The 25,987-nt window shown below is 72.4% G+C and carries 28 protein-coding genes, 2 other RNA genes and 5 pseudogenes; 23 read left to right on the top strand and 12 right to left on the bottom strand.

Features of this window, described 5'->3' with window-relative positions; genetic code table 11:
* Positions 1 to 176: 176 nt before the first annotated feature.
* Complete coding sequence (locus DEH69_RS11110; protein WP_113686774.1) at positions 177 to 833, bottom strand: TetR family transcriptional regulator; 657 nt, start codon at positions 831 to 833, stop codon at positions 177 to 179.
* A gap of 156 nt (positions 834 to 989) precedes the next feature.
* Between DEH69_RS11110 and DEH69_RS11105 the strand changes: the two genes are divergently transcribed.
* The 3 genes from DEH69_RS11105 (at position 990) to DEH69_RS11095 (ending at position 4,200) form a co-directional block, all read left to right on the top strand.
* Positions 990 to 2,291, top strand: coding sequence for a glycosyltransferase family 4 protein (locus DEH69_RS11105; protein ID WP_181727374.1), 1,302 nt, complete (start codon positions 990 to 992; stop codon positions 2,289 to 2,291).
* Positions 2,292 to 2,389: 98 nt separating this feature from the next.
* Positions 2,390 to 3,130: a methyltransferase domain-containing protein gene (locus tag DEH69_RS11100; protein WP_113686772.1), complete on the top strand. Its 741-nt coding sequence runs from the start codon at positions 2,390 to 2,392 to the stop codon at positions 3,128 to 3,130.
* A complete protein-coding gene (locus tag DEH69_RS11095) occupies positions 3,127 to 4,200 on the top strand; it encodes a prenyltransferase (RefSeq protein ID WP_113686771.1) in 1,074 nt (357 codons plus the stop codon). The genes DEH69_RS11100 and DEH69_RS11095 overlap by 4 nt, the downstream gene beginning before the upstream one ends.
* Before the next feature lie 117 nt (positions 4,201 to 4,317).
* Here DEH69_RS11095 and DEH69_RS11090 read toward each other — a convergent pair whose 3' ends face one another.
* The 3 genes from DEH69_RS11090 to DEH69_RS11080 all read right to left on the bottom strand — a co-directional run bounded on the left by DEH69_RS11090 (position 4,318) and on the right by DEH69_RS11080 (position 7,479).
* Positions 4,318 to 5,154 carry a DUF5336 domain-containing protein gene (locus DEH69_RS11090; protein ID WP_113686770.1) on the bottom strand — a complete coding sequence of 279 codons (837 nt, stop codon included), beginning with the start codon at positions 5,152 to 5,154 and terminating at the stop codon, positions 4,318 to 4,320.
* Between the two features lie 95 nt (positions 5,155 to 5,249).
* Entirely contained in the window at positions 5,250 to 5,921 is a 672-nt protein-coding gene (locus DEH69_RS11085; protein WP_258534612.1) for a class I SAM-dependent methyltransferase, read from the bottom strand.
* Between the two features lie 253 nt (positions 5,922 to 6,174).
* Positions 6,175 to 7,479, bottom strand: a complete 1,305-nt coding sequence (locus DEH69_RS11080) for a hypothetical protein (RefSeq protein WP_113686768.1) — start codon at positions 7,477 to 7,479, stop codon at positions 6,175 to 6,177.
* Positions 7,480 to 7,770: 291 nt separating this feature from the next.
* Between DEH69_RS11080 and DEH69_RS11075 the strand changes: the two genes are divergently transcribed.
* The 4 genes and pseudogenes from DEH69_RS11075 to DEH69_RS32575 form a co-directional block, all read left to right on the top strand.
* On the top strand, positions 7,771 to 8,649 hold the full coding sequence (locus tag DEH69_RS11075) for a Nif3-like dinuclear metal center hexameric protein (protein ID WP_113686767.1): 879 nt from the start codon (positions 7,771 to 7,773) through the stop codon (positions 8,647 to 8,649).
* Positions 8,646 to 9,389: a zinc ribbon domain-containing protein gene (locus DEH69_RS11070; protein WP_113686908.1), complete on the top strand. Its 744-nt coding sequence runs from the start codon at positions 8,646 to 8,648 to the stop codon at positions 9,387 to 9,389. The genes DEH69_RS11075 and DEH69_RS11070 overlap by 4 nt, the downstream gene beginning before the upstream one ends.
* A gap of 10 nt (positions 9,390 to 9,399) precedes the next feature.
* Positions 9,400 to 10,503, top strand: a complete 1,104-nt coding sequence (locus DEH69_RS11065; protein WP_113686907.1) for a bifunctional RNase H/acid phosphatase — start codon at positions 9,400 to 9,402, stop codon at positions 10,501 to 10,503.
* Positions 10,504 to 10,600: 97 nt separating this feature from the next.
* A pseudogene (locus tag DEH69_RS32575) lies at positions 10,601 to 10,906 on the top strand (FAD-dependent oxidoreductase); the annotation flags it as partial.
* Here DEH69_RS32575 and DEH69_RS11055 read toward each other — a convergent pair.
* The 3 genes and pseudogenes from DEH69_RS11055 to DEH69_RS32565 all read right to left on the bottom strand — a co-directional run.
* Positions 10,884 to 11,729: a hypothetical protein gene (locus tag DEH69_RS11055; RefSeq protein ID WP_113686765.1), complete on the bottom strand. Its 846-nt coding sequence runs from the start codon at positions 11,727 to 11,729 to the stop codon at positions 10,884 to 10,886. The pseudogene DEH69_RS32575 and the gene DEH69_RS11055 overlap by 23 nt on opposite strands.
* A 96-nt stretch (positions 11,730 to 11,825) precedes the next feature.
* Positions 11,826 to 11,930, bottom strand: coding sequence for a DUF6126 family protein (locus DEH69_RS32570; protein ID WP_113686906.1), 105 nt, complete (start codon positions 11,928 to 11,930; stop codon positions 11,826 to 11,828).
* A gap of 24 nt (positions 11,931 to 11,954) precedes the next feature.
* Positions 11,955 to 12,029, bottom strand: a pseudogene (locus DEH69_RS32565) (XRE family transcriptional regulator); the annotation flags it as partial.
* Positions 12,030 to 12,361: 332 nt separating this feature from the next.
* Here DEH69_RS32565 and DEH69_RS11040 point away from each other — a divergent pair.
* The 4 genes from DEH69_RS11040 (at position 12,362) to DEH69_RS11025 (ending at position 14,183) form a co-directional block, all read left to right on the top strand.
* Entirely contained in the window at positions 12,362 to 12,589 is a 228-nt protein-coding gene (locus DEH69_RS11040) for a hypothetical protein (protein WP_113686905.1), read from the top strand.
* Positions 12,570 to 13,076 carry a DUF6879 family protein gene (locus DEH69_RS11035; protein ID WP_113686764.1) on the top strand — a complete coding sequence of 169 codons (507 nt, stop codon included), beginning with the start codon at positions 12,570 to 12,572 and terminating at the stop codon, positions 13,074 to 13,076. Before DEH69_RS11040 ends, DEH69_RS11035 begins: the two co-directional genes overlap by 20 nt.
* Positions 13,077 to 13,078: 2 nt before the next feature.
* On the top strand, positions 13,079 to 13,924 hold the full coding sequence (locus DEH69_RS11030; protein WP_113686763.1) for a helix-turn-helix transcriptional regulator: 846 nt from the start codon (positions 13,079 to 13,081) through the stop codon (positions 13,922 to 13,924).
* Positions 13,925 to 14,003: 79 nt separating this feature from the next.
* A complete protein-coding gene (locus DEH69_RS11025; RefSeq protein ID WP_113686762.1) occupies positions 14,004 to 14,183 on the top strand; it encodes a hypothetical protein in 180 nt (59 codons plus the stop codon).
* Positions 14,184 to 14,251: 68 nt separating this feature from the next.
* Here the strand turns inward: DEH69_RS11025 and DEH69_RS11020 are convergent, their stop codons facing one another.
* From DEH69_RS11020 to DEH69_RS11010, 3 genes are all read right to left on the bottom strand, one after another.
* The gene (locus DEH69_RS11020) at positions 14,252 to 14,761 is read right to left on the bottom strand and encodes a hypothetical protein (protein WP_113686761.1); all 510 of its coding nucleotides are present in this window, start codon (positions 14,759 to 14,761) and stop codon (positions 14,252 to 14,254) included.
* Positions 14,762 to 15,139: 378 nt separating this feature from the next.
* The gene (locus DEH69_RS11015; protein ID WP_113686760.1) at positions 15,140 to 15,376 is read right to left on the bottom strand and encodes a DUF397 domain-containing protein; all 237 of its coding nucleotides are present in this window, start codon (positions 15,374 to 15,376) and stop codon (positions 15,140 to 15,142) included.
* Complete coding sequence (locus DEH69_RS11010) at positions 15,373 to 16,251, bottom strand: helix-turn-helix transcriptional regulator (protein ID WP_113686759.1); 879 nt, start codon at positions 16,249 to 16,251, stop codon at positions 15,373 to 15,375. Before DEH69_RS11010 ends, DEH69_RS11015 begins: the two co-directional genes overlap by 4 nt.
* A gap of 262 nt (positions 16,252 to 16,513) precedes the next feature.
* Between DEH69_RS11010 and DEH69_RS11005 the strand changes: the two genes are divergently transcribed.
* The 6 genes from DEH69_RS11005 (at position 16,514) to DEH69_RS31435 (ending at position 19,102) form a co-directional block, all read left to right on the top strand.
* Positions 16,514 to 16,855, top strand: coding sequence for an ATP-binding protein (locus DEH69_RS11005; RefSeq protein WP_258534588.1), 342 nt, complete (start codon positions 16,514 to 16,516; stop codon positions 16,853 to 16,855).
* 292 nt (positions 16,856 to 17,147) lie between these two features.
* On the top strand, positions 17,148 to 17,603 hold the full coding sequence (locus tag DEH69_RS11000; RefSeq protein ID WP_113686757.1) for an NUDIX hydrolase: 456 nt from the start codon (positions 17,148 to 17,150) through the stop codon (positions 17,601 to 17,603).
* Positions 17,604 to 17,679: 76 nt separating this feature from the next.
* On the top strand, positions 17,680 to 17,961 hold the full coding sequence (locus tag DEH69_RS10995) for a hypothetical protein (protein ID WP_113686756.1): 282 nt from the start codon (positions 17,680 to 17,682) through the stop codon (positions 17,959 to 17,961).
* A gap of 94 nt (positions 17,962 to 18,055) precedes the next feature.
* On the top strand, positions 18,056 to 18,805 hold the full coding sequence (locus DEH69_RS10990; protein ID WP_113686755.1) for an SAM-dependent methyltransferase: 750 nt from the start codon (positions 18,056 to 18,058) through the stop codon (positions 18,803 to 18,805).
* Entirely contained in the window at positions 18,802 to 18,927 is a 126-nt protein-coding gene (locus tag DEH69_RS32560) for a hypothetical protein (RefSeq protein WP_258534587.1), read from the top strand. The genes DEH69_RS10990 and DEH69_RS32560 overlap by 4 nt, the downstream gene beginning before the upstream one ends.
* Positions 18,928 to 18,952: 25 nt before the next feature.
* Positions 18,953 to 19,102, top strand: a complete 150-nt coding sequence (locus DEH69_RS31435; RefSeq protein WP_181727372.1) for a hypothetical protein — start codon at positions 18,953 to 18,955, stop codon at positions 19,100 to 19,102.
* Here the strand turns inward: DEH69_RS31435 and yaaA are convergent.
* Positions 19,089 to 19,874: a peroxide stress protein YaaA gene (gene yaaA, locus DEH69_RS10985; protein WP_113686754.1), complete on the bottom strand. Its 786-nt coding sequence runs from the start codon at positions 19,872 to 19,874 to the stop codon at positions 19,089 to 19,091. The genes DEH69_RS31435 and yaaA overlap by 14 nt on opposite strands.
* 126 nt (positions 19,875 to 20,000) lie before the next feature.
* On the opposite strand from yaaA, the pseudogene DEH69_RS10980 reads away from it, so the two are divergent.
* Both DEH69_RS10980 and rnpB (DEH69_RS10975) read left to right on the top strand, forming a co-directional pair.
* Positions 20,001 to 20,558: pseudogene (locus DEH69_RS10980) on the top strand (DMT family transporter); the annotation flags it as partial.
* 81 nt (positions 20,559 to 20,639) lie between these two features.
* Positions 20,640 to 20,962: RNase P RNA component class A (rnpB, locus tag DEH69_RS10975), an RNA gene on the top strand.
* On the opposite strand, the pseudogene DEH69_RS10970 reads toward rnpB (DEH69_RS10975), so the two are convergent.
* Positions 20,952 to 21,140 (bottom strand): annotated as a pseudogene (locus tag DEH69_RS10970) (transposase); the annotation flags it as partial. The gene rnpB (DEH69_RS10975) and the pseudogene DEH69_RS10970 overlap by 11 nt on opposite strands.
* Positions 21,141 to 21,403: 263 nt before the next feature.
* Between DEH69_RS10970 and rnpB (DEH69_RS10965) the strand changes: the two are divergent.
* The 4 genes and pseudogenes from rnpB (DEH69_RS10965) to DEH69_RS10950 all read left to right on the top strand — a co-directional run bounded on the left by rnpB (DEH69_RS10965) (position 21,404) and on the right by DEH69_RS10950 (position 25,851).
* An RNA gene (gene rnpB, locus DEH69_RS10965) (RNase P RNA component class A) lies at positions 21,404 to 21,808 on the top strand.
* Positions 21,809 to 22,174: 366 nt separating this feature from the next.
* A pseudogene (locus tag DEH69_RS32555) lies at positions 22,175 to 22,555 on the top strand (NERD domain-containing protein); the annotation flags it as partial.
* A gap of 1,156 nt (positions 22,556 to 23,711) precedes the next feature.
* Positions 23,712 to 24,683 (top strand): hypothetical protein, encoded by a 972-nt coding sequence (locus DEH69_RS31430; protein ID WP_181727395.1) that lies wholly within the window; start codon positions 23,712 to 23,714, stop codon positions 24,681 to 24,683.
* Positions 24,684 to 24,801: 118 nt separating this feature from the next.
* A complete protein-coding gene (locus tag DEH69_RS10950; RefSeq protein ID WP_113686752.1) occupies positions 24,802 to 25,851 on the top strand; it encodes a beta family protein in 1,050 nt (349 codons plus the stop codon).
* Positions 25,852 to 25,987 lie beyond the last annotated feature (136 nt).

Genomic DNA, 25,987 nt, shown 5'->3' with positions numbered 1-25,987 from the left:
CACCGGGCGCAGCGCCGTACTCCTCGACGGTGCCGACCGCCGATGCGGCGGCCGATGGCCAGTGCGCTCCGCGGGCGGGCGCTCCGGCTGCGCGGGCCCCGCGGGGCCCACTCACGGTTGCGGGTCAGCGCCGGATTCGCACCGGCTTCTCCCGTCCTCGGATGAACTGATGCCGGTCACTCTATCGGCGCAGCGTCCCCGGCGAGCAGTCGGCAGGCGGTTTCGATGTCCTCGTGGGCCTCGGCGAGCGTGGCGTTGCCCGCGACCCAGTACAGCAACGACGAGTGCCACGTGTGGGCGATGACCCGGATCGCGCTCAGTCGGCGCGCGGCCTCCGCCTCCGGCAGCCCCGACGCCTCCACGAGCAGCGCCGTGGTCAGCCGGGTCACCGCCCTGAACTCCCCGCGCGCCGAGGCGTCCGCCAGCTGGAGGGCGCGCATCATGGCCTGCGCGAGCCGGGGTTCGCGCTGGTGTGAACGGAACGCCCGCTTGAGCGTGTGCGCCAGGCGCTCGGCGGGGTCGCGTTCGGTGAGCGGGCGCTCCCTGAGCGTCGCGCGCAACCGCTCCAACTGGTCCTCCAGGACCGCAAGCAGCAGATGGATCTTGGAGGGGAAGTAGCGGTAGAGGGTGCCGATGGCCACCTCGGCCGACTCGGCGACGTCCCGCATCTGCACGGCGTCGAAGCCGCCCGCGGCGGCCAGCTCGGTGCTGGCGTCCAGGATGCGCCGCCGACGGGCCCGCTGCCGCTCGGTCCTGGCCTGGCCCGAAGGGGGTCCCGGCCGGTGGGCGGGGCCTGGCCGGTGGGCGGGTCCCGCCCTGCTGCCGGTGGTCATGGGCCGCTCCGGGGCCGACGCTGAAACGTGAGGCAGTTTACGCGCTGTGGGGGGTGGCGATAATCACCTGAGTCATCGTATTCCCGCCGCCGAAGAGCGCGTTATCGTCGGGAGCCGCGGCACTACCCGCGGGTAATCACGGGCGGAGGGCGAGGAGTGGCAGCTGGGGCAGACGAGGACCGCCCGTTGCGGATCGCGCTCCTGAGCTACAAGGGCAATCCTTTCTGCGGCGGCCAGGGCGTCTACGTCCGCCACCTCTCGCGCGAGCTCGCCGCGCTCGGGCACGGCGTCGAGGTCATCGGCGGCCAGCCCTACCCGGTCCTCGACGACGGCGTGCCGCTCACCGAGCTGCCGAGCCTTGACCTCTACCGTCAGCCCGACCCGTTCCGCACGCCGCGCCGCGGCGAGTTCCGCGACTGGATCGACGTCCTCGAGGTCGGCACGATGTGGACGGGCGGCTTCCCCGAGCCGCTGACGTTCTCGCTGCGCGCCCGGCGCGAACTGGCCAGGCGCCGCACGGCGTTCGACGTCGTCCACGACAACCAGACGCTCGGCTACGGCCTGTTGGCGCTGCGCCGCCACGGTCTGCCGCTCGTGACCACGATCCACCACCCGATCACCGTGGACCGCAGGCTCGAGCTGACCGCCGCCGAGAGCGCCAAGCGCCGTGCGTCGCTGCGGCGTTGGTACGGCTTCACGCGCATGCAGGGCCGCGTCGCGCGCCGCCTGCCCTCCGTGCTGACCGTCTCGGGCGCCTCGCGCCGCGAGATCATCGACGACTTCGCCGTGCGCCCCGACCGCGTCCATGTGGTCCCCATCGGCGCCGACACCCGCGTCTTCCACCCCGACCCCGCCACCCCGCGCGTCCCTGGCCGCATCGTCACCACGTCGAGCGCGGACGCGCCGCTCAAGGGCCTGATCCACCTGGTCGAGGCGCTGGCCAAGCTGCGCACCGAGCACCAGGGCGCCCACCTCGTCGTCGTGGGCAACCGCCCCGAGCGCGGCCCCGTCGCCGAGGCGCTCGACCGCTTCGGGCTCGGCGGCGCCGTGGAGTTCGTCAAGGGCATCAGCGACGCCGACCTCGCCGAGCTGGTCCGCGGCGCCCATGTCGCGTGCGTGCCCTCGCTGTACGAGGGCTTCTGCCTGCCCGCCGCCGAGGCCATGGCCGCTGGCACCCCGCTGGTCGCCACCACGGGTGGCGCGATCCCCGAGGTCAGCGGGCCCGACGGCGAGACGTGCCTAGCCGTTCCGCCCGGCGACTCCGGCGCGTTGGCCACCGCGCTCGGCAGGCTGCTGGCCGACGACGCGCTGAGCGCCCGCATCGCCGCCGCGGGGCGCGAACGCGTTCTCGCGCGCTTCACATGGCAACGCGCCGCGCTCGCCACCGTCGAGCACTACCGCGCCGAACGCGCCGCGCACGCCGAACGCGCCGCCCGCGCACGCCACCGCGCCCCCTGAACGCCCCACCCCGCGCCCCCCGCACCACCGCCCCGCACCACCCCGCACCGCCACGCACCGCCACGCACCACCCCGCACCGCCGTAAGGAGCCGACCACGTGCTGACCGTGGACTTCACCCGCTTCCCCCTCGCCCCGGGGGACCGCGTCCTCGACCTGGGCTGCGGCGCCGGGCGCCACGCGTTCGAGTGCTACCGGCGCGGCGCCCATGTCGTCGCCCTGGACCGCGATCCTGACGAAGTCGCCACGACGGCCAGCTGGTTGGCGGCCATGAGGGAGGCGGGCGAGGCGCCGCCAGGCGCGAGCGCCCGCGCCCTGGTGGGCGACGCCCTCGCGCTGCCGTTCCCCGACGACACCTTCGACGCGCTCATCGTCTCCGAGGTCATGGAGCACATCCCCGACGACAAGGGCCTGCTCGCCGAGGCCGTCCGCGTCCTGCGCCCCGGCGGCCGGATCGCCGTGACGGTGCCGCGCTACGGGCCCGAACGCGTCTGCTGGGCGCTGTCCGACGCCTACCACCGGGTCGAGGGCGGCCACATCCGCATCTACCGCGCCGACGACCTGCTCGCCAGGTTGCGCGGCGCGGGCCTGCGCCCCTACGGCACGCATCACGCGCATGCCCTGCACGCCCCCTACTGGTGGCTCAAGTGCGCGGTCGGCGTGGACAACGACACGGCCCTGCCCGTTCGCGCCTACCACAAGCTGCTGGTGTGGGACCTGATGAAGCGCCCCCTGGCCACGCGCGCCGCCGAGCGCGCCCTCAACCCCCTGCTCGGCAAGAGCTTTGTCGCCTACGCCACCAAGCCCCGGGCCACCGGCCTCTCTTCGGGGCGCGCGTGACCGGCGGCACCGAGCGGCGCCGCAGCCCCGCGCTCCCCGGCGTGCTCACCGCCGCCGAGACCGCCGCCACCGCCGCGGGCATCGCGGCGGCGCAGCGCCCCGACGGCGCCATACCGTGGTTCGCCGGGCACCACCTCGACCCCTGGGACCACGTCGAGGCCGCGATGGCCCTCGACACCGCGGGGGAGCACGAGCGCGCCGCCGCCGCCTACGACTGGCTGGCCCACCACCAGAACGCCGACGGCTCCTGGCACGCCGCCTACGCCGAAGGCGACGCCGCCCGCCCCACCGACCTGGCCGCCGAGAGCAACTTCTGCGCCTACCCCGCCGTCGGCGTTCTCCACCACTATCTGGCCACGGGCGACGAGGCGTTCCGCCGCCGCATGTGGCCCGTCGTGCGTGCCGCCACGGAGTTCGTGCTCGCGCTGCAACGCGACGGCGGGCAGCTGGGCTGGCGCCGCGACCCCGACGGCACCGCCGTCCCCGACGCGCTGCTCACCGGCTCGGCCTCCGGCTACCACGCGCTGCGCTGTGCGCTCGCGCTCGCCGAGCTCGCGGGCGACCCCCAGCCCGACTGGGAGCTGGCCGCGGGGCGCCTGGCGCACGCCGTGCGCCGCCACCCGGAGCGCTTCCTCGACAAGTCCCGCTACTCCATGGACTGGTACTACCCGGTGCTCTCCGGCGCGGTCACCGGGCCCGAGGCGTCGGCCCGACTGGCCGCGCGCTGGGACGAGTTCGTGGTGCCGGGGCTCGGCGCCCGCTGCGTCTCATCCGACCCCTGGGTCACGGGCGGCGAGAGCGCCGAGCTCGCCCTGGCGCTCTGGGTCGCGGGCGCGCCGGAGCGCGCGGCCGAGATGCTGCGCTGGATGCGCCATCTCCGCGCCCCCGACGGCCTGTACTGGACGGGCTATGTCTACGCCGACGACGCGATCTGGCCCGCCGAGCGCACCACGTGGACCGCGGGCGCCGTGCTCCTCGCGGTCGCCGCCCTCACCGGGCACGGCCCCACGCGCACGGTGTTCGGCGGAACGGGCCTGCCGCCGGGACTCGAGCCCGACTGCTGCCGCTGAGGACCCCGCCCGTGTGTACCGCCGCCGAGGGCCGCGCCCGTGTGCGCCAACGGCGGTGGCCCCGCCCGGTCTTCGCGGAACCGGGCGGGGCCACCGCCGTGCTGAGGGGAGTGGGGGTCAGCCGCGCTGGATCCCCGAGGTGTCCTGGAGGACGCCACGGCGGCCGTCCTGCGTCTGCGCGACGAGGGACTGCCCCCGCTGCTCGACGGCCAGGTACCAGGTGCCGGGCGCCAGTTCGGCCACGGGGGTCGGCGAGCCGTCCTCCCCGTACAGCGGCCGGGCCGCGGGGACCGCGAACCAGAACGGCTGGAAGTTGGGGTCGGCGCCGCCGCCCACCGAGGGAACGGCCTGCGTCGGCTGGTGCGCGACGCCCGCGGCCGCGCCCTGGCCCGGCTGCGGCTGACCGGGAACGCCAGGCTGCCCCGGCTGGCCGTACTGCGGCGTGCCGGCACCCGGGTACCCGTAACCCGGCTGACCGCCGAAGGGCGGCTGCTGACCGTAACCGGCGGGCTTGGGCGCGCCGGTGAGCGGGGCCCGGAGGGCGGGCACCACGGGCGTCGCCGCCGCGGCACCGGCCAGGGCCAGGCTGGCGATGAAGCCGAGGATGATCCCCGCGCCCACGTCGACCCCGTCGGGGCCGCCGACCAGGGTCCAGAAACCGGCCCACGCGGACGTGACCGAGAGGGCGATGCCCCACTGGTCGACGCGCAGGCCGAGGAACTCGCGCTGGGGCTGCGGCAGGAAGCGGGCGCCGACGATCGCCGCGGCCCCCAGGATCCCCGCGAGGAACACGGAGGGCAGGATCGGGAACCAGTCGGCCGACCAGCCGCTCCAGCTCTGCTCACCGCCTCCGTACGCGTCGGCCGAGCGGGCGTCCAGGAAGGAGGCGATCAGGAGCAGGACCGCGGCGACGATCACTACTCCGTCGCCTCGGGAGAGCGAGCGGTTGTTCACTTCAGATCCTTCGTCGTTCTCGTCGTCATGGTCTGGTCAGATACCGGCGGGCCCATCGTACGGATGAAGTCGAGACCCGGGCCGGGGGATGGGGCTTACTGTTCCCCGAGCGACACGCTTGTGATCCTGCTGTGACCTTGGGTCTCGGCTCTGCCGCCTTGCGCCGGGCACCCGTTCACGCGCCTGAGCACGCGCAACGAGCCATGCGCCGACACCTCGGCGAACGCGCCCTCGTCGAGCGCCCTCCGCCACACCCGGTAGGGCGCCTGCCCGCCGTCGGCGGGGTCGGGGAAGACGTCGTGGATCACCAGCAGCCCGCCATCGGCGAGTTGGGGGGCCCAGCTCTCGAAGTCGGCGGTGGCGTGGGCGTCGGTGTGGCCGCCGTCGATGAAGACGAGCCCGAACCGCCCCCCGCCGCCCCCGCCGAGCGCGGCGGCGGCCCGCGCGGAACGGCCGACCACCGCGATCACATGCTCCTCAAGACCGGCGTCGGCCAGCGTGCGCCGGAAGAACGGCAGGGTGTCCATCCGCCCCGGCGCCGCGGGGTCGGCGAGGTCGCGGTCGTGGAACTCCTGCCCCGGCTGCTGCTCCTCGCTGCCCCTGTGGTGGTCCACGGTGACCGCGACGGTGCCCGCGGCGCGGGCGGCGTCGGCGAGCAGCAGCGTCGAACGGCCGCAGTAGCTGCCGATCTCGAGCAGCGGCAGGCCGAGGGAGGCGGCGGCCTCGACCGCCGCCGCGTGGAGCGCGCGCCCCTCGTCGGGCGGCATGAAGCCCTTCGCGGCCAGAAACGCCGCGAAGACGTCCTTCGCCACACATCCCCCTCGGGCCCTTCGGGCCTGGTCCCCGGCCCGTCTCCGGCTCTCTCCCATGCTGCACCATGCGGACGAACGGGTGTGCGCCGGGGGTGTCGGCCGCCGTCGCTTCGCTCTCGGTCGCCCCTGTCGCTTCGCTCTCGGTCGCCCCGTCGCTCCGTGCCGCTTCCTGTCGCTTTCGTTCGCTTTCGGGTGTCGTCGTTCGCGCTCAGCCGATCCGGGCCAGCGGCGCCTGCTGGAGCGGAACGGGCTTGGCCACGGCGGGCGGCAGATCCTCGGGCTCGGGGTGCGGCCTGGGGTGCGCCTCGGGACCGGGCGCGGGGGTGCGCGCCGGCGCGGCGGCCTCCGTTCCCGCTCCCTCGGGCCGTTCGCCCGCCTCCGGCACCGGGGGCGCTTTTTGGGCTTCCGGCACTTCGGGCGCTTCCGGCGTTTCGGACGGCTCGGGGGCCGAGGACCCCGTGGCGCCCGCGGTGCCCGCCGCCTCGACCGGCGCCTCAGGCGGATCCGGCACGTTCAGCCGGGCCAGCCCGCACGGCGTCGACGCCGACACATAGGGCAACAGCAGCTGCCCGTCCGCGGTCCACCGCCCCGCGCCCGCCAACCACCCCTCGGGCACCGGCAGATGGACGAGCTCCCGCTGCTGCGGCCGCCACACCGCCACCCACTCCGCCTCCGGCGTCGTCATCCGCAGCGCCACCGCGCACCGCTCCGGCAGCAGCATCTGCCCTGGCTGCGCGGCGAACGGCGTCACCCGCACCCCGCCCTCGGGGTGCAGCGCCTCGGGGAAGCGCACGGGCCGGTGGCTGCCGAGCACGCCCCAGCCGATCCGCTCCTGCCCTGGCGCGTCCGAACTCACCAGCAGCAGACCGCTGTCGGGGTCGGCCAGCAGCAGCCTGTCGTTGCTGTCCTCGGAGATCCGCAGCAGCTCGGTCGGCTCGCCGCCGTGCTCCACGTCCACCGTCACGGCGCGCGTCTGGCCCGTCGCGTCCGTGCGGTCGAGCGCGAGCAGCCGCCCCTCCGCGTCGAGCCACGCGCCGCCCGAGCACTCCCCGGCCAGCACGGTCACCAGCTCGGGGCCGAACGTCCCCCCGCACACCATCCACAGCGCCGTCCCCGCGGGCCGCCCCGCCGCGGCGTCCTCCGCCTGCGGCGCGAGCGCGTACACGCGCGCCCCGTCGGGCGCCGGCGGCAGCAGCGTGAGCCCGTCGGACTCCACCGCGCCGAGCGGCAGCTCGCCCGTGTCGGGACCCGAGGGGTAGAGCAGCGAGAAGTGGTAACGCCCGTCCGCGCGGCGGGCGATCAGCACCCGCCCGTCCGCGAGCGGCTGGAGTCTGCTCCCGGCCTCCTCGGGCTGGCCGCCCGGCAGCTGGACGGTGTACGGCTCGGGGCCGTCGAGCGTCCAGCGCTCGGGACACCAGCCGCCGTCGCCGTATCCGGCGACCAGCCGGGCCGCGTAGGCCCCTCCGGCCGCGATGGTCAGGGGCGTGGGCAGTAACGCCGGTCGGGCCGTCATGTCGCTCACCTCCGGGGAGGACGCTAGGTTTCGCACTGCCAGCCGAACAACTCGTCTTGCGCGGCTTCATGCATAAGGGTGACCGTTGCCGGAATCACAAGATCGACCGGGGTCGGCTGTGCATCCCCCGGCCGCCCCTGGCCGCCCCAGGCCCGTGCCCGGGGCGTTCCCTGCTCCGTGCCCGGGGCGTTCCCCGGCCATCTCGCGCCCGCTCCCCGGTCGTTCCCTGGGCGTTCGCGCCAAGTCAGCCGGGGCGCTTCCCGGGGCGAGAGGGACAGGTAGCCTGGGCCCGTGCCCGTACTCTCCGACGTGATCACCGCGCTCGACACCCTATGGCCCCGCGCGTGGGCCCAGGACTGGGACGCGGTCGGCACGGTGTGCGGAGACCCCGGCGCCGAGGTCTCCACGGTGCTGTTCGCCGTCGACCCGGTGCGGGAGATCGCCGACGAGGCGGTGGCCGTCGGCGCCGACCTCCTCGTCACCCATCACCCCCTCTACCTGCGCGGCACCACGACCGTCGCGGCCGACACGTTCAAGGGCCGCGTCGTGCACAGCCTGATCACCCATGGCGTCGCCCTCCATGTCGCCCACACCAACGCCGACATCGCCGACCCCGGCGTCTCCGACGCCCTCGCCGACGCCCTCGGCCTGCGCGTCACCGGGCCCCTGGCCCCCGACCCCGCGGACCCCGAGGGCCGCAGGGGCCTCGGCCGGGTGTGCGCGCTCGACCGGCCGATGACGCTGGCCGCGTTCGCCGAGCACGCCGCCGCCCGCCTGCCCGCCACCGCCCAGGGCGTCCGCGCCTCGGGCGACCCCGACCGCACGGTGCGCACCGTCGCGGTCAGCGGGGGCGCGGGCGACAGTCTGTTCGCCGAGGTGCGCGCGGCGGGCGCCGATGCCTACCTCACCGCCGACCTGCGCCATCACCCCGCGTCCGAGGCGCGCGAGCACGCGCCGGTCGCCCTGCTCGACGCCGCCCACTGGGCCACCGAGTGGCCCTGGTGCCAGCAGGCCGCCGCCCAGCTCGACGCCGTGTCCGAACGCCGGGGCTGGGGCCTGCGCACCCTGGTGTCCCACCGGGTCACCGACCCATGGATCCTGCATCAGCCGTCCCCCTCCCCGAGAGTCAGTCACCCCTCCCCGAGAGTCAGTCAAGGAGCCCCCAACTGAACGCCGCTCCCGCCGACCAGATCCGTCTGCTCGACGTCCAGGCCCTGGACGTCAGGCTGACCCAGCTCGCGCACCGGCGCGACACCCTGCCCGAGCACGCCGAGGTGCGCGCGCTGGAGAGCGAGATCGCCCAGCAGCGCGACCTGCTGGTCGCGGCGCGCACCGAGGAGAGCGACACCGCGCGCGAGCAGGCCAAGGCCGAAGGGGATGTCGACCAGGTCCGCCAGCGCGCCGCGCGCGACCAGCAGCGCCTCGACTCGGGCCTGGTGACCAACCCCAAGGACCTGGAGAGCCTTCAGAGCGAGATCGCGTCGCTCGCCAGGCGCCAGGACGACCTGGAGACCATCGTCCTCGACATCATGGAACGCCAGGAGACCGCAGGCGCCCGCGCCAAGGAACTGGCCGTGAAGGTCGAGGAGTTGGAGGCCAAGGCGGCCGAGACCACGGCCCGGCGCGACGCGGCGCTCGCCGAGATCGAGGCCGAGTCGGGCGCGGTCCGCGCCGAGCGCGCCGAGGTCGCCGCCGCCGTCCCCGCCGACCTGCTGAAGCTCTACGAGAAGCTGCGCGAGCAGCAGGGCGGCATCGGCGCCGCCCGCCTCTACCAGCGCCGTTGCGAGGGCTGCCGCCTCGAGCTGAACATCACCGAGCTCAACGAGGTGCGTGCCGCCGCCCCCGACGCGGTGGTCCGCTGCGAGAACTGCCGCCGCATCCTCGTCCGCACCCCCAAGTCCGGGCTGTGAGGGCCCCGTGGTGACCCGCTTCATCGTCGAGGCCGACGGCGGCTCCCGCGGAAACCCAGGGCCCGCCGGATACGGCGCCGTGGTCCGCGACGCGACCACCGGCGAGCTGCTCTCCGAGACCGCCGAGTACATCGGCACCGCGACCAACAACGTCGCCGAGTACCGCGGCCTGATCGCCGGGCTGCGGGCGGCGTTCGCGCTCGACGCCTCGGCGACGGTCCAGGTGCGGATGGACTCCAAGCTGGTCGTCGAGCAGATGTCGGGCCGCTGGAAGATCAAGCACCCCGACATGCGGCCGCTCGCGGTGGAGGCGCAGGGCGTCTTCCCACCCGGCGCCGTGCGCTACGAGTGGATCCCGCGCGAGCGGAACAAGGACGCCGACCGGCTCGCCAACGAGGCGATGGACGCGGGCCGTCGGGGCGAGCGCTGGCGCCCGCGCGAGCGCGCGGCCGAGCCCGCCCCGGCCACGCCCCCCGCGGTGGGCTGGGGCCCGTCGGCGGGGACGCCCACCACGCTTCTGCTGCTGCGGCACGGAGAGACCGAGCTGACGCCGCGCAAGGTCTTCTCGGGCAGCGGCGGTACCGACCCCGAGCTGTCCGACGTGGGCCGCGCGCAGGCGGAGGCGGCGGCGGCCGCGCTGCCCGAGGCGGACGCCGTGATCAGCTCGCCCCTGGCGCGCTGCCGCCAGACCGCCGAGCCCGTCGCCGCGCGCCTCGGCCTGGACATCAGATACGAAGAGGGCTTCCGCGAAACGGACTTCGGCGCGTTCGAGGGCCTGACGTTCGCCGAGGCCAGGGAGCGCCACCCCGACGCGCTCGAGGCGTGGCTCGCCTCTCCCGACGCCCAACCCCCGGGCGGCGGCGAGAGCTTCACCGCGGTGGCGCGCCGCGTCGCGGTGGCCCGCGACAAGACCCTCGCCCGCTTCCCCGGCAGGACGGTCCTAGTGGTCACCCATGTCACCCCCGTGAAAACCCTGCTCCGCCTGGCACTTGACGCCCCGCCCCGCGCGATGTTCCGCATGGAGCTGTCCCCGGCCGCCCTGACCGAGGTCGCGTACTACGCCGACGGCAACGCCAGCGTCCGCCGCTTCAACGACACGGGGCATCTGCGGTAGGGGTCGACGGGCGTTCCCCGGGGCGCCGTGTCGGGACGCGGCGCCCCGGGGAACAGCTGGGAACCCCGGCATCGAACGGTGGTTCGCCGACGTCTCGGGCGGCACCGCGCACCCCGACCGCTGGGACACCACACCCGATCCCGGCGCCGCCGAACGGATCGTCCGGCGCTGCGCCGCGGTCCACCCCGCCCTCGCCACCGCGCGCGTCCTCACCCACCGCGTCGGGCTGCGCCCCTGGCGCCCCCGCATCAGGCTCGAACGCGAGACGCTGCCCAACGGCGCGATGTGCGTGCACAGTTACGGCCACGGCGGCTGCGGCGTCACCGTCTCATGGGGCCGCGCCGTCTCATGGGGCCGCGCCGCCGAGGCCCTGGCCCTGCTCACAGGCCGTAGCGGTCCTTGAGGTGGCGCCAGAAGTCCCGCGCCATCCAGGCGTCGAACTCCGTGATCCGCGTCGCCGAGCCCGCCTTCATCAGGAAGCCGCCGACGCCGGTCGGGGTCCAGTCGTAGAAGTCGTCGAGGCCCAGCGTGTGGCCGATCTCGTGCAGCAGGATGTGGACGTTCTCCTGGCCGAGGGCGCCCACGAAGTACTCGCGGCCCATGCGCTGCCCCCAGTCGCCGCCCGCGCCGCCGCCGAACCCGTCGGTGAGCCACAGGGATTGGTCGAAGTGCGCCTCCTCGCCGCCCGGGCACTGCGAGTAGTCGCCGTCCTGGTGGAAGAAGCGGTCGCACTCCGGCGCGCACCGCGGCGCGCCGCCGCCGTCGAGGTCGCCGATGTAGAGGTCGACGGAGTCGTCGTTCCACTGGAGGGTCGAACGGTCGGCGGCGGCCCAGCCGACGACGTTCACCTGGACGTCCTGGTAAGGGAATCCGTCGAAGCCGCGCACCGTCTCGAACCACTTGTCGACCTGCTCGGCCAGCACCGTGTGGATCTCGTCGCGGAGTTGGGCCGTCACGGGGGCGCTCGACTCCCAGCGCACGCAGTAGTTGAGATAGCCGTCGTTGGCCATCAGCTGGTCCCAGCCGTAGTTGCGGAAGCCGAGCAGGTCGGGGTAGGTGTCCGACATGTGGCGCCAGACCTCGTCGAGGCCCTGGGCGTACTGGGCGGGCGGGTTCCAGCTCTCCTCGGGGTGGTCGGCGGCGGCGGGCGGGGTGGCGGCCACGGTGAGCACGGCCGCGCCGAACGCTGCGGACAGGAGGGTGCGACGGCGGGGGTGGGGGGACATGGCGTCTCCTTCGTTCGCGGGATGGACGGAACAACGCGTGGTCACCCGTCAGTTGCCGCGTGAACGCGGAAGGTTGCCGCGCCGATCCCCCTTGCGCTACGGGCTGTTGGCGCCAAGCGAGAACAGGAAGATCAGGAACGCCGCCACCAGGTGCCCCGCGATCCCGTAGAGCAGCACGCGGATCCACGGCCCCTGCGGGATGCGGTCGCGGCGGCGGAGGGCGGGCCGGTGTGGGGTGAGGGAGTCGAAGTGCGCGCTGTCGCCCGGGTCGAGCACATGCTCCGCCTCCCCGAGGGACAGCCCCGCGTCGCGCCGCAGCTGGCGCAGCCGGGGCGCCACGCTCGCACCTCCCCGGCCCCGCGCGGACGCTGTGCCCCGTCGGCGGTCTCCATGTCCCCGATGGAGCCAGGGTCTTCCCTCTGGGGAACGTCTCTTGCCTTTGAGGCAAGAGTGCGGACCCGGCCGAGCCGCGATGCGGAGCGTGTGCGGCGGCCTTACCGCGTTCCCCGGCCGCTTGGGGCGCTTACGACAAGCCGCGTAGAAGTTCCCGCATGTCGCTGGCCCGCACGGTGCGTGACGGCGCAGGATTCTTCATGCCGATCGACGGACACCGAGAGAGACGGGAGCACCCCGTGGCGTTACACCGACTGGGCAGGGACCCCGAGAGCCCGAACGACAACTCCCCCACGGTCTACCTGGATGACGAGACCGGGCACTACATCCTGCAAGGATGGCGGGTGATGGACCCCGACCGCTTGGCACAGCTCGACATCCCGGCGCATGAGACGGTGATCGAGTTCCCCCGGCGCATGATGCAGTTCTTCCCGGAGGTGAAGGCCCATGGCTCAGGAGCCGTTTGAGCAGCTCTTCCGTGAGGCGAAGCACAGCGCGTTCCATCTGGAGATGCGGGACGGGTACGCGCTGAACGAGGACTACCAGGCATGGATCTCGGGTGAACGGTTCGACGTGGCGGAGCGCTGGGCGTCGTGGATCGCCCTCATCGCCGAAGGCGTGGCCCGCGGGGTGGACGTTCGCCGAGCGCGCATCGTGTCCGAGCCGGTCTCGTCGTACATCCGATACGAGTACGACGTGACGCCGGAGAACAACATCCGCGCGGGCGAGGCCGTTCGCTGGCTGCCGCGCCGCGACGCCTCCCTGTTGGCGCTGCCGGGCAATGACTTTTGGCTCTTCGACGGCACCACCGTGCTCTGGAACCACTTCGACGGCGACGGCAACTCAGCCGGTAAGGAACTGGTCACCGACCCCGAGGCGGCCAAGCTCTGCGCCACGTCGTTCGAGGCCGTCTGGGAACGGGCCATTCCGCACGAGGACTACCGCGTCTCCTGACCGTGGCCTCGTCGTCCAGTGTCCAGCAGGCCCGGGAGGCCCTGGGGAAGCGCCTGCGGGAGATCCGGAAGGACTCCGGACTCACCGCGCGTGAACTCGCCTCTCGGGCAGGCTGGCACGAGAGCAAGTGCAGCCGCATCGAGAACGGCCGCACCGGTCCCTCGGACGATGATCTGCGGTCCTGGGCGCTGCACTGCGGGGCCCAGGACCAGACAGCGGATCTCATCGCCACGGCGCGGAATATCAACGGCGCGTATGTCGAGTGGCGACGCATGGAACGTTCGGGCCTTCGACGTGCTCAGGAAGCCGTGATCCCCTTGTGGGAGAGCACGCGGAACTTCCGGGCTTACTCGTCATGGTTGATCCCCGGGCCCCTTCAGACACGTGCTTACATTCAACGGGTGCTGACGGCGATCAGAAACCGCCGTGCCCTACCTGACGATGTGGAAGCGGCCGTTGAGGTGCGCCTGAAACGCCAGCACATCGTGCACAAGGGCCACTATCGTTTCGCTTTCCTCTTGGAGGAGGGGGTTCTCCGCCAGCGCCTCGGAGGTGCGGAGACCATGGCGGGACAACTGGGCCACCTGCTGTCCTTGGCCACGTTTCCGAACGTCAGCCTGGGCGTGATCCCCCTGGAAGCGGACCGTTCGATTCAATGGTCGACGGAAAGCTTCTGGATCTTCGACGACAAGCAGGTCAACGTCGAGCTGATCTCCGCGTACCTCACCATCACGCAACCGCACGAGATCGGTCTCTACGCACAGGCATTCTCGGAACTGTCCCAGTTGGCCGTCTATGGCGCGCAGGCGCGTGCGCGGATCACTGCCGCGATGGACGCGCTTGGGTGAGGGAGCGCAAGTATACGCAAGTGCGTTGAGTGGAACGGTCGTGCATTCCTAGCGTGGTGGGGGAAAGGAGGTGCTCCGAATGGTCATTGACACGTTCGAGACACGGGTACCCGACGCGATCGGCTGGCGAGGAATTCCGTTCCGGCTGCCCATCCGGGCGATGGCGGACGGCGGAAAGCACGACGGCGGGCCCATGCCCCCCGAGGCACCCCGCGACCCCCAGCCCGACGGCGGCGGTGGCGGCGAGGGCGACAAGTAGACCCGGGCCCGACGGCCCCGCCCGGCCGCGGCGGCGCCAACGGCCGGGCGGGGCCTGGGAGATGGCGATCAGACGCGATCGCGGAGGGACTGGGCGAGGCGGGTGGCGATGTCCTGGCGTGGGCCGCTGTCGGCGGTGCCCGCCTTGATCCCGCAGAACGCGTCACCGCACGGGAACCACAGCTCGCCATGGATGTCGTCGTAGGTGGCGCCCTCGCCGAAGCCGTCGATCGGCTCGCCGATCTCGGCCACGCTCTCGTACTGGTCGGCGGGGAGCTGTGCGGCGTGGATGGACGCGGTGAACCCGTCCGCGTCGGCGGCCGATGCCGTCCACACGCAGCCGCCGAAGACGTAGTCGTGGGTGCCGGGCTCGTGTTCACCGATCGCGTCGGTGATTTCCTCGTCGGTGAGGGTGTCGCAGAGAGCGTTCTCCCCGGAGTCGGACCCGGCCCCGGACCCGTTGCCCGAGTCGGAGCCGTTGTCGGAGGAACTGTCGTCGCCACCACAGGCGGTGGCGAACGTGAGGGCGCCGACCAGCACGATGGTCGGCCAGAGTCTGTGGCTTCTGCTGCGCTTCATGGGAATGCCCCTCCGCTGCGTTCAGGCGGGCCCGCCGATGGTGGCGGACCGACGACGCGAGCAGCGTAGGAGCCGGGGGAGCGGCCCGGGGCGGCTGAGACACTGCTGGCCCTGATCCGTGACCAAGTGCCCGATTTCGCGGGACGCCCGTGACGCCACGTGCCCCGTCGGCCTCCAACGGCCCCCGTCGGCCGATGGAATGCGGCAGGGTAGCCGGTGGGGGACTTGGGGCGGAAGGGAACGAAGTGGCCGCGCGGAGCCGGGCCTGGTCTTCCGCCTCTGGCGCGTCGCCCATCTGCCGACGCGGCTGCGCCCCGGCCCCAACTCCCCCGCGGACCACGTGACTCGGTCGCGCTCTCCCGAGCCGGTGCGGGCGCCTCAGCCCTCGACGAGGTGGTCGAACTCGCCTGCCTTCGCGGCCCGGATGAACGCGTCGAGTTCGGCGGTGGTGTAGCGGAGCGGTTCGCGGTGGGGCGACTTGGAGTCGTCCAGCGCGACCCCGCCATCGATCTTCATCAGCCGAACGCACGCGTCGCCGTTGGTGGTGCTGTAGCTGGACGTGACCCAGTCGCCGTCGAGGGGCGCGGCGTAGAGGTTGTTCTTCTCGGTGTTCACAGTGACTTCTCGATCTCCTCGATGAGGCGGACGGTGTCCTCTGGGCTGAGCGCGTGCTCCGCGATGTCTGCGAATCTGCGGCGCATCGCTTGAACCACGGCCGTTTCTTCCGTGACCTCGTCGGAGTGCGAGGTCTCGCGGATGACGACGCTTCGATTGTCTGCCGGGCCGGGGAAATCGAGCAACGTGATGGGCGCGCCCCAGGTCGCCGGAACGCCCGCTGTGAACGGGATCGCGCGCAAAGTGATGTTGGGGCGGCTTGTCGCGGACCGCAGGTGCCGAAGTTGCGCCCGCATGACGTCGGGACCGCCGACAACGGCTCGCAGGGCGGCTTCAAGAAACGTCGCTTGCAAGATCAGAGGACGCTGGCGCGTGAGGACCGCCTGCCGTCTCATCCGAGCCTCGATGAAGACCTCGCGATGTCTCGCGCTCTCGTCCTTCTGGCCGAACTCGACAAGAGCCGTCGCATAAGCCCTCGTCTGAAGTAGCCCGGGGACGTAGGTGCCGGAGTGGATGAACGCGCGCTCCGCCGCGTCCTCGAGCGGGAGTGGTTGGAGACTGGCGCCCGAGAAGACCTCGCGGTATTCGGACGCTTCCCACCAGGGCTTGCGGATCGACTTGCCCGCGCGGATCAGTGCCTTGATCTCCGCTCGCTTCGCCTCGTCGACGCCATACAGGTCGAACATCCTGCGGAGCAGGTCGTCATCCGGCCAGCGCTTGCCGCGTTCGATGTAACTGACCTTGTTCTGCGAGCACTTCAGCTTCTTCGCGGCCACCACCTGCGAGGCGTAGCCAGCGGCGAGACGGACGTTGCGCAGTTCGTCGCCGAGGTCGCGCAGGATCTGGAGCGCGTTGGTGTTGACGCTCGCCGACACAACTGCCTCCCGGCGGGCGGATGGGCGGGCCTTGACATCAGCAGCGTAGCGCCTCGGTGGATCCTTCCCAGCCTCGATCGGGGGGAGTCCGCGCGGCGGAGTTGCGTACTCACATGGCTACGCACCAGACTCGGTCTGCACACACTGCGGCGCTGCTCGCACGCAGTGCGTAGTCCTTGATCGTGCCCGATCGGAGGGAGCAGTGATGCATGAGCGCGGGCATGTTCTCGCCCTGGGACGGTACCGGTGTGAGCCCCGGGCCGTGGCCGAGGCCAGACGGATTGCGGTGCGGGCGTACGCGCCCTTCCCGTGGATCAACGCGGGCACGGTGGAGCTGCTGGTCTCGGAGCTGGCGACCAACGCCGTTGTCCACTCGGGGGGTTCGGACTTCTTCGTGCTGTGCCACTCGCCGTCGCTCGCGGACGGGAGTGTGCAGGTGGAGGTGCACGACCAGGGGTCGGGGGCGCCCGTGGCGCTGATGGCCGACGAGTTGGCCGAGCACGGGCGCGGCCTCGAACTCCTGGGGCTGCTGGCCTCCCACTGGCGCACGGAGCGGACCACGACAGGGAAGAGCCTGGTTCTCACTCTGAAGGGGGACGGATGAGGCCGTCGTTGCCCCGGGCAGGGGTCGTCGTGTCGGTCGAGGTCAACGCGAGTACCGTGCGTCTTGGAGACCAACTGGTCGTCGGCGGGCGGGCGTTCACCGTGCGGGACACGGCTGCTCTCCCGGGTGGGGGAAACGCCTCCCCTTCGACCGCGCCCACTCATTGAGCCTGGCCCCGGCCACCGTTCTGTGGGCTGGCCGCGTGGCCGGGCTCCCATGGGACGGGGGGTGGCGCACCCGCTGAGCCACGTGCCGAGCCAGCGCGGAACATGGAAGGGGAAGGACCGTACGGGTGAAGGGACTTGTCGCGCGGCTGTGGCGCGGGCTCAGGGGGCCGGTCCAGTGGCGGGTGCTGTGGCTGGCCAACGCGAAGTTCATGGTTGGGGTCACCGGCGTGGTGCGGGACGGGGAGGGGCGGATGCTGCTGCTGCGGCACCGCCTCTGGCCCGAGGGGCGGCAGTGGGGGTTCCCGACCGGATTCGCCGTCAAGGGCGAGGACTTCAGGCAGACGGTCGTGCGCGAGGTGCGCGAGGAGACCGGGCTCGACGTGCGGCCGGGGCGCCTGGTGAGGCTGGAGAGCGGGTTCCGGCTGCGCGTCGAGGTCGCCTTCGAGGCCCAACTGACAGGCGGAACGCTGGAGATCGACCCGTTCGAGATCCTGGAGGCCCGCTGGTGCACCCTCGACGACCTGCCCCGGGGCATGCAACCAGTCCACCGCGCCCTGGCGTTGGGCGAAGGGACGCCCTGAGGACGCGTTCCGCTGTACGCCCTCCCTTAACGTCCGGTCCACCCGGCGTACGCCCCCCGCGCGTACAAGCCTTGGCATGGGTCCCTACCGCCGTCTTGAAGTCGAACGGGCCGAGGCGTGCCCCGGCTGTGGGCAGGTCAGCCCGCTGGTCCTGCGGTTCCGCGGCGGCCGCGGCGGCCGGGGCGCCGCCCGTTACGCCGAGGTGCCGGGCAGCCCCGAGCCGTGCGAGGAGTGCGGCGACGACGGCGAGCGTGGCCGCTATGTCGTCGGTCTTGAGGGCGGCAGGGTGGTCGGCTGGCGCGAGGCGGGGGCACACGATCCGGCCGTTCCGCAGTGGTGGCACGCCGCGGTGCCCTGAGCCGTCGGGACCGCCGCTGGCGTCACACAGCGAAGTCGAGTAACTTCGGTCACGCACCGCGACGTTGACGCGCCTGGGGGCGGGGGAGGTCTCGATGACGGAGCAACCACCACCGCACTCCGCGCGGTTGGCCAACTACCTGCTCGGCGGCGCTGTTTGGGGCCCCGCCGAGGCGCACATGGGCGACCAGGTGATCCGCGAGTTCCCCGGCGTGGTGACCGCGCTGCGGGAGGGGCGGGCGTTCCTTGGGCGCGCCGTCTCGTTCCTGGTGAAGGAGGCGGGCATGCGGCAGTTCATCGACCTGGGCGCCGGGCTGCCCGCGCCGGGCGGCGTGGACGAGGTGGCGCGGCGGCACGCGCCCGGCTGCCGCGTCGTCCAGGCGGACCACGACCCGCTCGTGCCGCGGCACGCCGCCGAGGGCACGGCCCTGTGCGTGGAGGCCGACTTCAGGGACATCGAGACCGTCCTCGGGCACGCCGCGGCCGCGCTCGACCCGCGCGAGCCTGTGGCGTTGGTGCTGGTCTGCGCGCTCGGGCATGTGCCGGACCCCGACGAGGCCGCCGCGCTCGTCCAGGGCTACATGTCCCTGCTGGCGCCCGGGAGTTACCTGGTCACCGCCGACGGCGTGACCTCGGCCGAGACGCTGGCCGCGCAGCAGGCGTACAACGGCTCGGGCGCCCACCCCTACCTCGTGCGGACCCCCGAGCAGATCGCCGCGACCGCGGCCGGGCTCGACGTGCTGCCGCCCGGCGTGGGGCCGGTGAGCCACTGGCGCCCCGACGCGGTCCTGCCCGACCCGGTGGACCTCTACGGCCTGGTAGCAAGGAAGCCGGTCGGCGCATGATCGGCGCGGCGTTACGCCGATACCCCGGCGTGCTGGCCGCGGGGCTCGCCGGGGCGGACGAGGAGGGCCTGGAGGTCGACGAGACGCCGGGGGCGCTTGAGGGCGAGCCGGGATCTGTGTGATCAACGGGACCACTGGGAGGGCCGGGTGACGTTCCTGGGGGAACACGACACCGCCTACGGCATCGGCCCCGGCCTCGCCGCCCTGACGCTCCCCGGCCATGTCGCGGCGATGGCGCCCGCCATGGGCTGCGGCGCGCTCGGGGTCGCGCCGCCCGAGCCGTTCAGACCTCGCTGACCACCACGTCGAGGCGGCCCGGGTGCGCCGCGTCCTCCTCGGCCGTCCAGCCCAGGTCGCGCAGCGCGGCCTTCAGCTTCGCCGGGGTGCGGGGGAGCGGCCCCGCCTCCAGGAGGGCGCGGAGCAGGCGGCCCTTGGTCGCCTTGTTGAAGTGGCTCACCACGGAACGCCGTTCGACGCCGCCCACGATCCGCGACTGGAGCACCCGCACGGTCACCGTGCGGCGCGCGGTCGCCGCGTCGGGGCGCCACATCGCGGCATACGGCGTGGAGCGCAGGTCGAGCACCGGGCCCCCCGCCGCCTCGTCGGCCAGCGCCTCGCCGAGCGGGGCGCGCCAGAACGACGCCAACGGGCCCGTGCCCGGCAGCCGCACCCCCGCCGAGCAGCGGTAGGCGGGGACGCGATCGGTGATCCTGACGGCGCCCCAGAGCGCGGAGAAGATCAGCAACGAGCCGCGCGCCCGCCTGCGCGCGGGCGCACTCAACGTCCCGAGCGCCAGCGCGTCGTAGAGCACGCCGGTGTACACCTCACCCGCGGGGCGCGCGGGAGCGTTCCGCAGCGCGGCGTTGCGCGCCACCTCGCCGCGCTGGCCCTCGCTCAGGCCCAGCACCTCACGCGCCTTGTCCTGATCCCCGGAACAGAGGGCGATCAGCTCGTCGAGCACCCGCTCACGGGCCTCGTTTAGCCCGGGCAGCGACAGGGACGACGCGTCGAGCGGGGCCCCCGACCTCTTCTCGGCCTTCCCCTCGGAGGGCGGCAGCAGTACCAGCACGGGCAGCAGCCTATGTCAGTGCCGGGGTGCACACTGCGAGCATGGACGACGGCCTCATCACCGCCCCCGCGCCCGGGGGAGCCGCCCCCCGCGCCCGGGGGCGGCCGCGCGACCTGCTCGATGACCGGGCTGCTCACCGCGGTCGTCCCGGTCTTCGCCGTCCTGCTGGCCCGCGCCACCGGAGGGCGTGAACGGCTGGGCGCGCACCGGTGGTTGGGCCTGGGCGTGGGTCTCGGCGGCGTCGCGGTGCTGGCCGCGCCCGAGCTGCGCGGCGGCGACGCGTGGTCGGTCACCGAGGTGCTGCTCACCGCCGTCGGCTATGCCGCGGCCCCGCTCATAGCCGCGCGCCACCTGCGGGATGTGCCGACGCTGCCGCCGACCGCGGCGTGCCTGTCGTTCGCCGCGCTCGTCTACGCCCTGCCCGCGGCGGCGACATGGCCCGCCGAGCTGCCATCGGGGCGCGTGCCCGCGGCGTTGCCCGGCCTCGGGGTGGTGTGCACGGCGCTGGCGTTCCTGGTCTTCTTTGAGCTGATCCGCGAAGTGGGCACATCCCGCGCCATGGTGATCACCTGGGTAAACCCCGCGGTCGCGGTCGGCGCCGGAGTGATCTTCTCCGATGAGCCGTTGACCGGGACGATCATCGCCGCGTTCACCCTGATCCTGGGCGGCTGCTTCCTGGCCACCGGCCGCTCCCCCGATGCGGGGCCGGACGGCGCGCCGCGGGTCAGGGGTACGATGGACAGCACGGCGGACGAGTCGGCCGGGCGGCCGCGTCGGGGTCCGAAGGACCTCGCCGAGGAACGTCCGGGCTCCGCAGGGCAGGGTGGTAGGTAACGCCTACCTGGGGTGACCCACGGGAAAGTGCCACAGAAAGCAGACCGCCGGTCGCTCGCGGCCGGTAAGGGGGAAACGGTGGTGTAAGAGACCACCAGCGCCCAGGGTGACCTGGGCGGCTCGGTAAACCCCACCCGGAGCAAGGTCAAGAGGGAGCGCCCCGGCGCCCCGGCGCTCCTGCGCGGATGATCGAGGGCTGCCCGCCCGAGTCCGCGGGTGGACCGCACGAGGCCGGTTGTCTGGTCAGGTGGCCGGTCGGGGAAGGGTGTCGAGGCGGGCGGATGCCGTGGTCAGGTTCTGACACCAGGGCCAGGTTTCGGCAATCCGCAGGTGGATGCGACGGGCTGCTCTGGTGATGCGGGCGGCAGTGTGGAGCAGTCGGTAGCGGAGTTTCCTGGGGTCGGCGTCGGCGAGTTCGCCGTCCAGCAGGAGGGACCCGACGTGGCTGACCACTCCACGCCCGTCAGCCGAGACAACGAGCTGGGGGCGCGATCCGGTGGTGTGCACGCAGAAAGTGCCTTTCCACCGTGATGACAGAAGCCCTCGATAAGCCTCATCATCCCAGCTCAGAAGGCGCTTTCGTGCTTCCGCTCAAGATCCGGACACAGACACAACTGACATGCGCGGGCTGGTTGGTCGCTGATCGAAGGAACAAGGGGCCGCGCCTGGTCGGCTACCATGGCCGATACGGCAGACGAGCCGGGCGGACGGCCGCGTGGAGTCCCCCTGAGGGGCTCCCCGAGGAACGTCCGGACTCCACAGAGCAGGGTGGTGGCTAACGGCCACCCGGGGTGACCCGCGGGACAGTGCCACAGAAAACAAACCGCCCAGCACTTCGGTGCCGGGTAAGGGTGAAACGGTGGTGTAAGAGACCACCAGTGCCCAGGGTGACCTGGGCAGCTAGGTAAACCCCACCCGGAGCAAGGTCAAAAGGAGCGCCGTAAAAAGTGCTCTGCGCGCACGTCTGAGGGCTGCTCGCCCGAGTCCGCGGGTAGACCGCATGAGACCGGCGGCAACGCCGGCCCTAGATGGATGGCCGTCTCCCCGGTTGCCGCGAGGCGACTGGGTGACAGAATCCGGCGTACAGCCTGACTCGTCTGCCGCTCAGGTCCCTGGCCAGGGAATGTGTTGGGCAGGTGGCCTTGTGTCCGAGCAGAGGGTTTGATCAGTGGCGACGTACGTGGCCACGAAAGCAGCCATAGACCTGGGGCGGGGGCCAGGAGCGCCTGTGCCCTGTGGATGTCGTGCGTGCGGTGAACGCTGCCACGCGTACCGCTCACTGCATGCCGTCAAGGATCTGCCGGACCTTCCGGGATGCCTCCACCCCTGAGTGGTCCGCGCGTTCGTCCGGTACGCGGCCTGCTACGTCACGTAAGGGCATCTCGCCGGTGAGTGCACGAGGATACGATGTCCCGCGGTCACCGGCGTGATCGCACCGTTGACGGGTGGCGAGTTAGCGAGGAGCGATGGAGAAGGACCGGTGGACGACTGTCACCGAGTCTGAATACGGACACGAGAAGCGGGGCTTGGAGTCGATCCGCAAGCAGCTCCCCGACGGCAACCCGTGGCGGGCCTGGTCGAACTTCACCTTCACCGCTCATTCGGGCCATCCTCGCGAATGTGACCTCCTCGTGGTCGCTCCCGGTGGTGTATGGCTGGTCGAGCTCAAGGACTGGGCCGGACGCCTCGCGGCCCCGTACGGCGCCTGGGTGCAGACGAAGGGCAACGGTGAAGAGGTCGACCACGGCAATCCGCTGCATCTGCTGAACAGGAAGGCCGCCCAGCTGTCGGGGCTGCTGGAACGGGCGGCCGGGCCCAAGGCCCCCAAGGTGTGGATCCGGGGGGCGGTCTGCCTCACCCATCCCAAGCTGCGCGTGGAGCTGCCGCCGCACGAGCGTCAGAGCGTGTTCACCGTCGCCGAGCTGGTCAGGGAGCTGGGCCGACCGCCACGCGACGAACGGTTCAAGATCAACGAGGGGCGTTCGGGCCACATCGCCAAGTGGCTGAAGAAGGCCGGTATCCGTCCGAGCGAGGCCGGGAAATGGGTCGGCGCCTACCGCCTGGACAAGGAGATCGCCTCCGGCCCGACCTGGGTGGACTACGTCGGCCACCACAAGGAGCTGTACGAGACCGTCCGCGTGCGTGTCTACCTGCGCGAGCGGGGCTCGACCGACGAGGCGCGCGAGTCCGTGGAGCGGGCGGCGCGCCGCGAGGCGGCCGTGCTCAGCCGCTTCAAGCACCCGGGGGCTGCGAAGTACAAGACCTTCGAACCGGCGGGCCACCCCGCCGGGCCCGCCCTGCTCTTCGAGCACGACATGCGGGCGATGCGTCTGGACGAGTACATCCGCCGCCACGGGGACGGGCTCACGATCCAGGCCCGTTTGGGACTGGTGCGGCAGCTCGCCGAGACGATCCGTTCGGCGCACGCCGGCCTGCTCCATCACCGGGCCCTCGCCGCCCGTTCGATCGACGTGATTCCGGGCCCGCGCAAGCCCGGCAAAGAAGAGGCGTGGCTCCGTCCGCGTCTGGAGATCGCCGACTGGCAGGTGGCCAGCGCCCGCAGCTTCGGTTCGAGCAGCGGCGCGCGCGCTGCCGCGGCCCTCGCCCCGACGGCGCTGTCCGCTACGCACGTGGCCGAGGGAGCCGGGCCGTATCTGGCGCCGGAGCTGACCGCCACCCGGCCCGACCCGGTGCTGCTGGACGTGTACGGCCTGGGCACGCTCGCCTACCTGCTGGTCACCGGCCGCCCTCCGGCATCCAGCCAGGCCGAGGTCCTGGCGATGCTGCGCGACGGCGACGGCCTGACGCCGTCGGCCGTCGTCGACGGCCTGACGGACGACGTGGACCTGCTGGTGCACGCGGCCACGGCCTACAACCCCTACCAGCGGATGTCCTCCGTCGACGAGTTCCTCGAACTCCTCGCCGACGCCGAGGAGTCGGTGGGCATCCGGCATGCGCAACCTGCAGAGCCCGCGGCCCCCGCCGCCGCAGCCGGACCCGCCGGTGGAGCCGGTCGCCGCACCGCCGGGGCCGCAGCACCTCGTCGCCCAGCAGTTGCTCGCCGTCGCCCTCCAGCGCCACAAACTGCCCGCCGCGGACTGGCACGAGGAGTGGAACGGCCTCGCTCCCTTCGACGCATCCGCCCGGCCCGTCCTGGAGTACCTCCTCACCGCAGGCTTCCTGGAACAGGACAGCGGCATCTACTTCATTGGCGAACAGGCCGAGAAGCGTTTCGGCAGGCGGCACTTCATGGACCTCACCGCGTCGTTCACCGCACCGCCCCAGTTCACAGTCCTGCACGGACGTACAGAGATCGGGCACACGGACCCGGCTCTGCTGGTCGAGGAACGCGAGGGGCCATTGCGCCTGCTGCTCGCCGGACGCAGCTGGCACGTGACGTATGTGGACTGGCGTCGGCATCGGGTCTTCGTCGAGGCCGCCGAGTCGGGCGGGGTCGCCAAGTGGCAGACCGGCACCGTCCGCGGCCTGTCGTACCGGCTTGCCCAGGCGATGCGCGAGGTGCTGCTCGGTGCCGATCCCGCGGTCGGTCTCACTCGACGCGCACAGGCCGGTCTCGTGGAACTACGGGAAACGGAAGGTCGGTTCACTCACCCGGAGGCGACTCTGATCACCCGCAACGGAGGCGACGTACGGTGGTGGACCTGGGCCGGCTTCCGCGCCAACGCGACCCTCACGGCGTGGCTGGCCGACGCGGTCGACCCGCTGCAGCGGCCCGCGGACTCCTACGTCCGGCTTCGCCACGACCTGACCCAGGAGGAGTGGGCCCAGGCGCGAAGCAAGCCACGGAAGGAGGAGCTCCCACAGGTCTCCGCGGCTGCCGTCCGTGGACTCAAGTTTTCCGCCGCCCTCCCCGATGACCTCGCCATCAGCGTGTTGGCCGCTCGCCTCGCTGACACGGACGGGGCCGACGCCGTGCTGTCCGAACGTACGCGCTGGGAGAGCGAACCGGTCTGACAACGGGGCCGAACCCGGCCCGCAGGACACCAGGTGACTGGATTGCGCCCTTTCGGTGCGCATCGCCCCAGCTCACGCTGGTTCCACACCGTCGCGGGGCAGTGTGGAGGGGGCCGCCATGTCCGGACCGCTGTACGTTCCTGTCTTACCGATCCGCGCCCACGCGGTGGCCGCGGTCAAGGACCTCGCCCCGCGGGTCCGCGACCGGACGTCCCCTCTGTGGACGCTGCCGGTCATGACCGCCGAGGACGCTGATCAACTCAAAGCGGCAGTGGACAAGGAACTCCGACGCGTCGCGACAATGCAGAAACACACCGCGGCATGGCTGGACGCCCCGTACGCAGACCTCACCGCCGCCCCTTACGCGGACCTGCTTGACCTGTACTGGTCCCACACAGCGCTCCGCCCCGTCACGGGCCCTGATCTCCCAGCAGCACACCAGGCTGCGGCCGTGGCCAGCGCCCTCAATGCTGGTAGCAGCCTCGGCATACGCGTCCGGCTCCCCGGCACCTGGACGGACGAGCTCGCCGACCGCACCGCCGCTCTGCTCGCCGGGGCGGATCCCGAGCTCCGGGTGGATCTCCTCCTCGATCTTCAGACGGTGCTTCCCGGGCGACCCGACGCGGGCAAGGAAGCGCTCCGCGCGCTCGACGTACTGACCCAGCTCACCTCATGGCGCGTGATCGCCGTTCTGTCCGGCGGCTTCCCGGACGACGTCGAGGGGCTCCTGGATCGAGACCGGGGCGACGCGGATCGCGCGGACTGGGACACGTGGCACGAGATACGCGCGAGCGAGCGGTCGTACGCGCGGCTCGTCCGCTACGGCGACTACGGCATACTCCCCGCCCGCAACATCGGCAGGGCAGTGGACGACGGCGACCGGTCGCCTTACGGACTGCTGCGGTACACGGCGGAACGCACCTTCCTGCTCGCAAGGTTCTGGGCCGAGAAGCGGGGCGAGACAGGAGCCACCCGCGAGGCGGCTCGCTGGATCACCGGATTCCCCGACTTCCGTGGCTCGGGTGCGAGCACGGGCGACCGCTGGTACGAGCAGTGCGCCCGAACCACGGGCGCCAAGGGCACGGGCAACGCTGGGACGTGGAACACGATGGGGAACATCCAGCACATGACCTATGTGGTCCGCTGCCTGTCCGGGGAGGCCGAGTGAACCCCGACGGCGTGGGCATGCTCAGAGCCCTCTTAGCCTCGCGCTTTCACGAGGTGGGTTGTCCGAAGCTTGATCATAAATGCGAGAAGTGCTCCTGACCTGCAACGATAGGGCTTGTCGAGAGTCCTGTTGGTTG

Source organism: Streptomyces sp. PT12 (genome assembly GCF_003311645.1).
Classification (GTDB): domain Bacteria; phylum Actinomycetota; class Actinomycetes; order Streptomycetales; family Streptomycetaceae; genus Streptomyces.
The sequence above is the reverse complement of the archived record's forward strand: the minus strand, read 5'-3'. Positions and strand labels throughout refer to the sequence as shown.

Bases quoted from the DNA above. Each gene is read 5' to 3' on its own strand.
- DEH69_RS11110 (WP_113686774.1), bottom strand. From the start codon at position 833: ATGACCACCGGCAGCAGGGCGGGACCCGCCCACCGGCCAGGCCCCGCC.
- DEH69_RS11085 (WP_258534612.1), bottom strand. From the start codon at position 5,921: ATGCCGCCCGACGAGGGGCGCGCGCTCCACGCGGCGGCGGTCGAGGCC.
- DEH69_RS11080 (WP_113686768.1), bottom strand. From the start codon at position 7,479: ATGACGGCCCGACCGGCGTTACTGCCCACGCCCCTGACCATCGCGGCC.
- DEH69_RS11055 (WP_113686765.1), bottom strand. From the start codon at position 11,729: ATGTCCCCCCACCCCCGCCGTCGCACCCTCCTGTCCGCAGCGTTCGGC.
- DEH69_RS11035 (WP_113686764.1), top strand. From the start codon at position 12,570: ATGGCTCAGGAGCCGTTTGAGCAGCTCTTCCGTGAGGCGAAGCACAGC.
- DEH69_RS11025 (WP_113686762.1), top strand. From the start codon at position 14,004: ATGGTCATTGACACGTTCGAGACACGGGTACCCGACGCGATCGGCTGG.
- DEH69_RS11020 (WP_113686761.1), bottom strand. From the start codon at position 14,761: ATGAAGCGCAGCAGAAGCCACAGACTCTGGCCGACCATCGTGCTGGTC.
- DEH69_RS10995 (WP_113686756.1), top strand. From the start codon at position 17,680: ATGGGTCCCTACCGCCGTCTTGAAGTCGAACGGGCCGAGGCGTGCCCC.
- DEH69_RS10990 (WP_113686755.1), top strand. From the start codon at position 18,056: ATGACGGAGCAACCACCACCGCACTCCGCGCGGTTGGCCAACTACCTG.
- DEH69_RS32560 (WP_258534587.1), top strand. From the start codon at position 18,802: ATGATCGGCGCGGCGTTACGCCGATACCCCGGCGTGCTGGCCGCGGGG.
- DEH69_RS10950 (WP_113686752.1), top strand. From the start codon at position 24,802: ATGTCCGGACCGCTGTACGTTCCTGTCTTACCGATCCGCGCCCACGCG.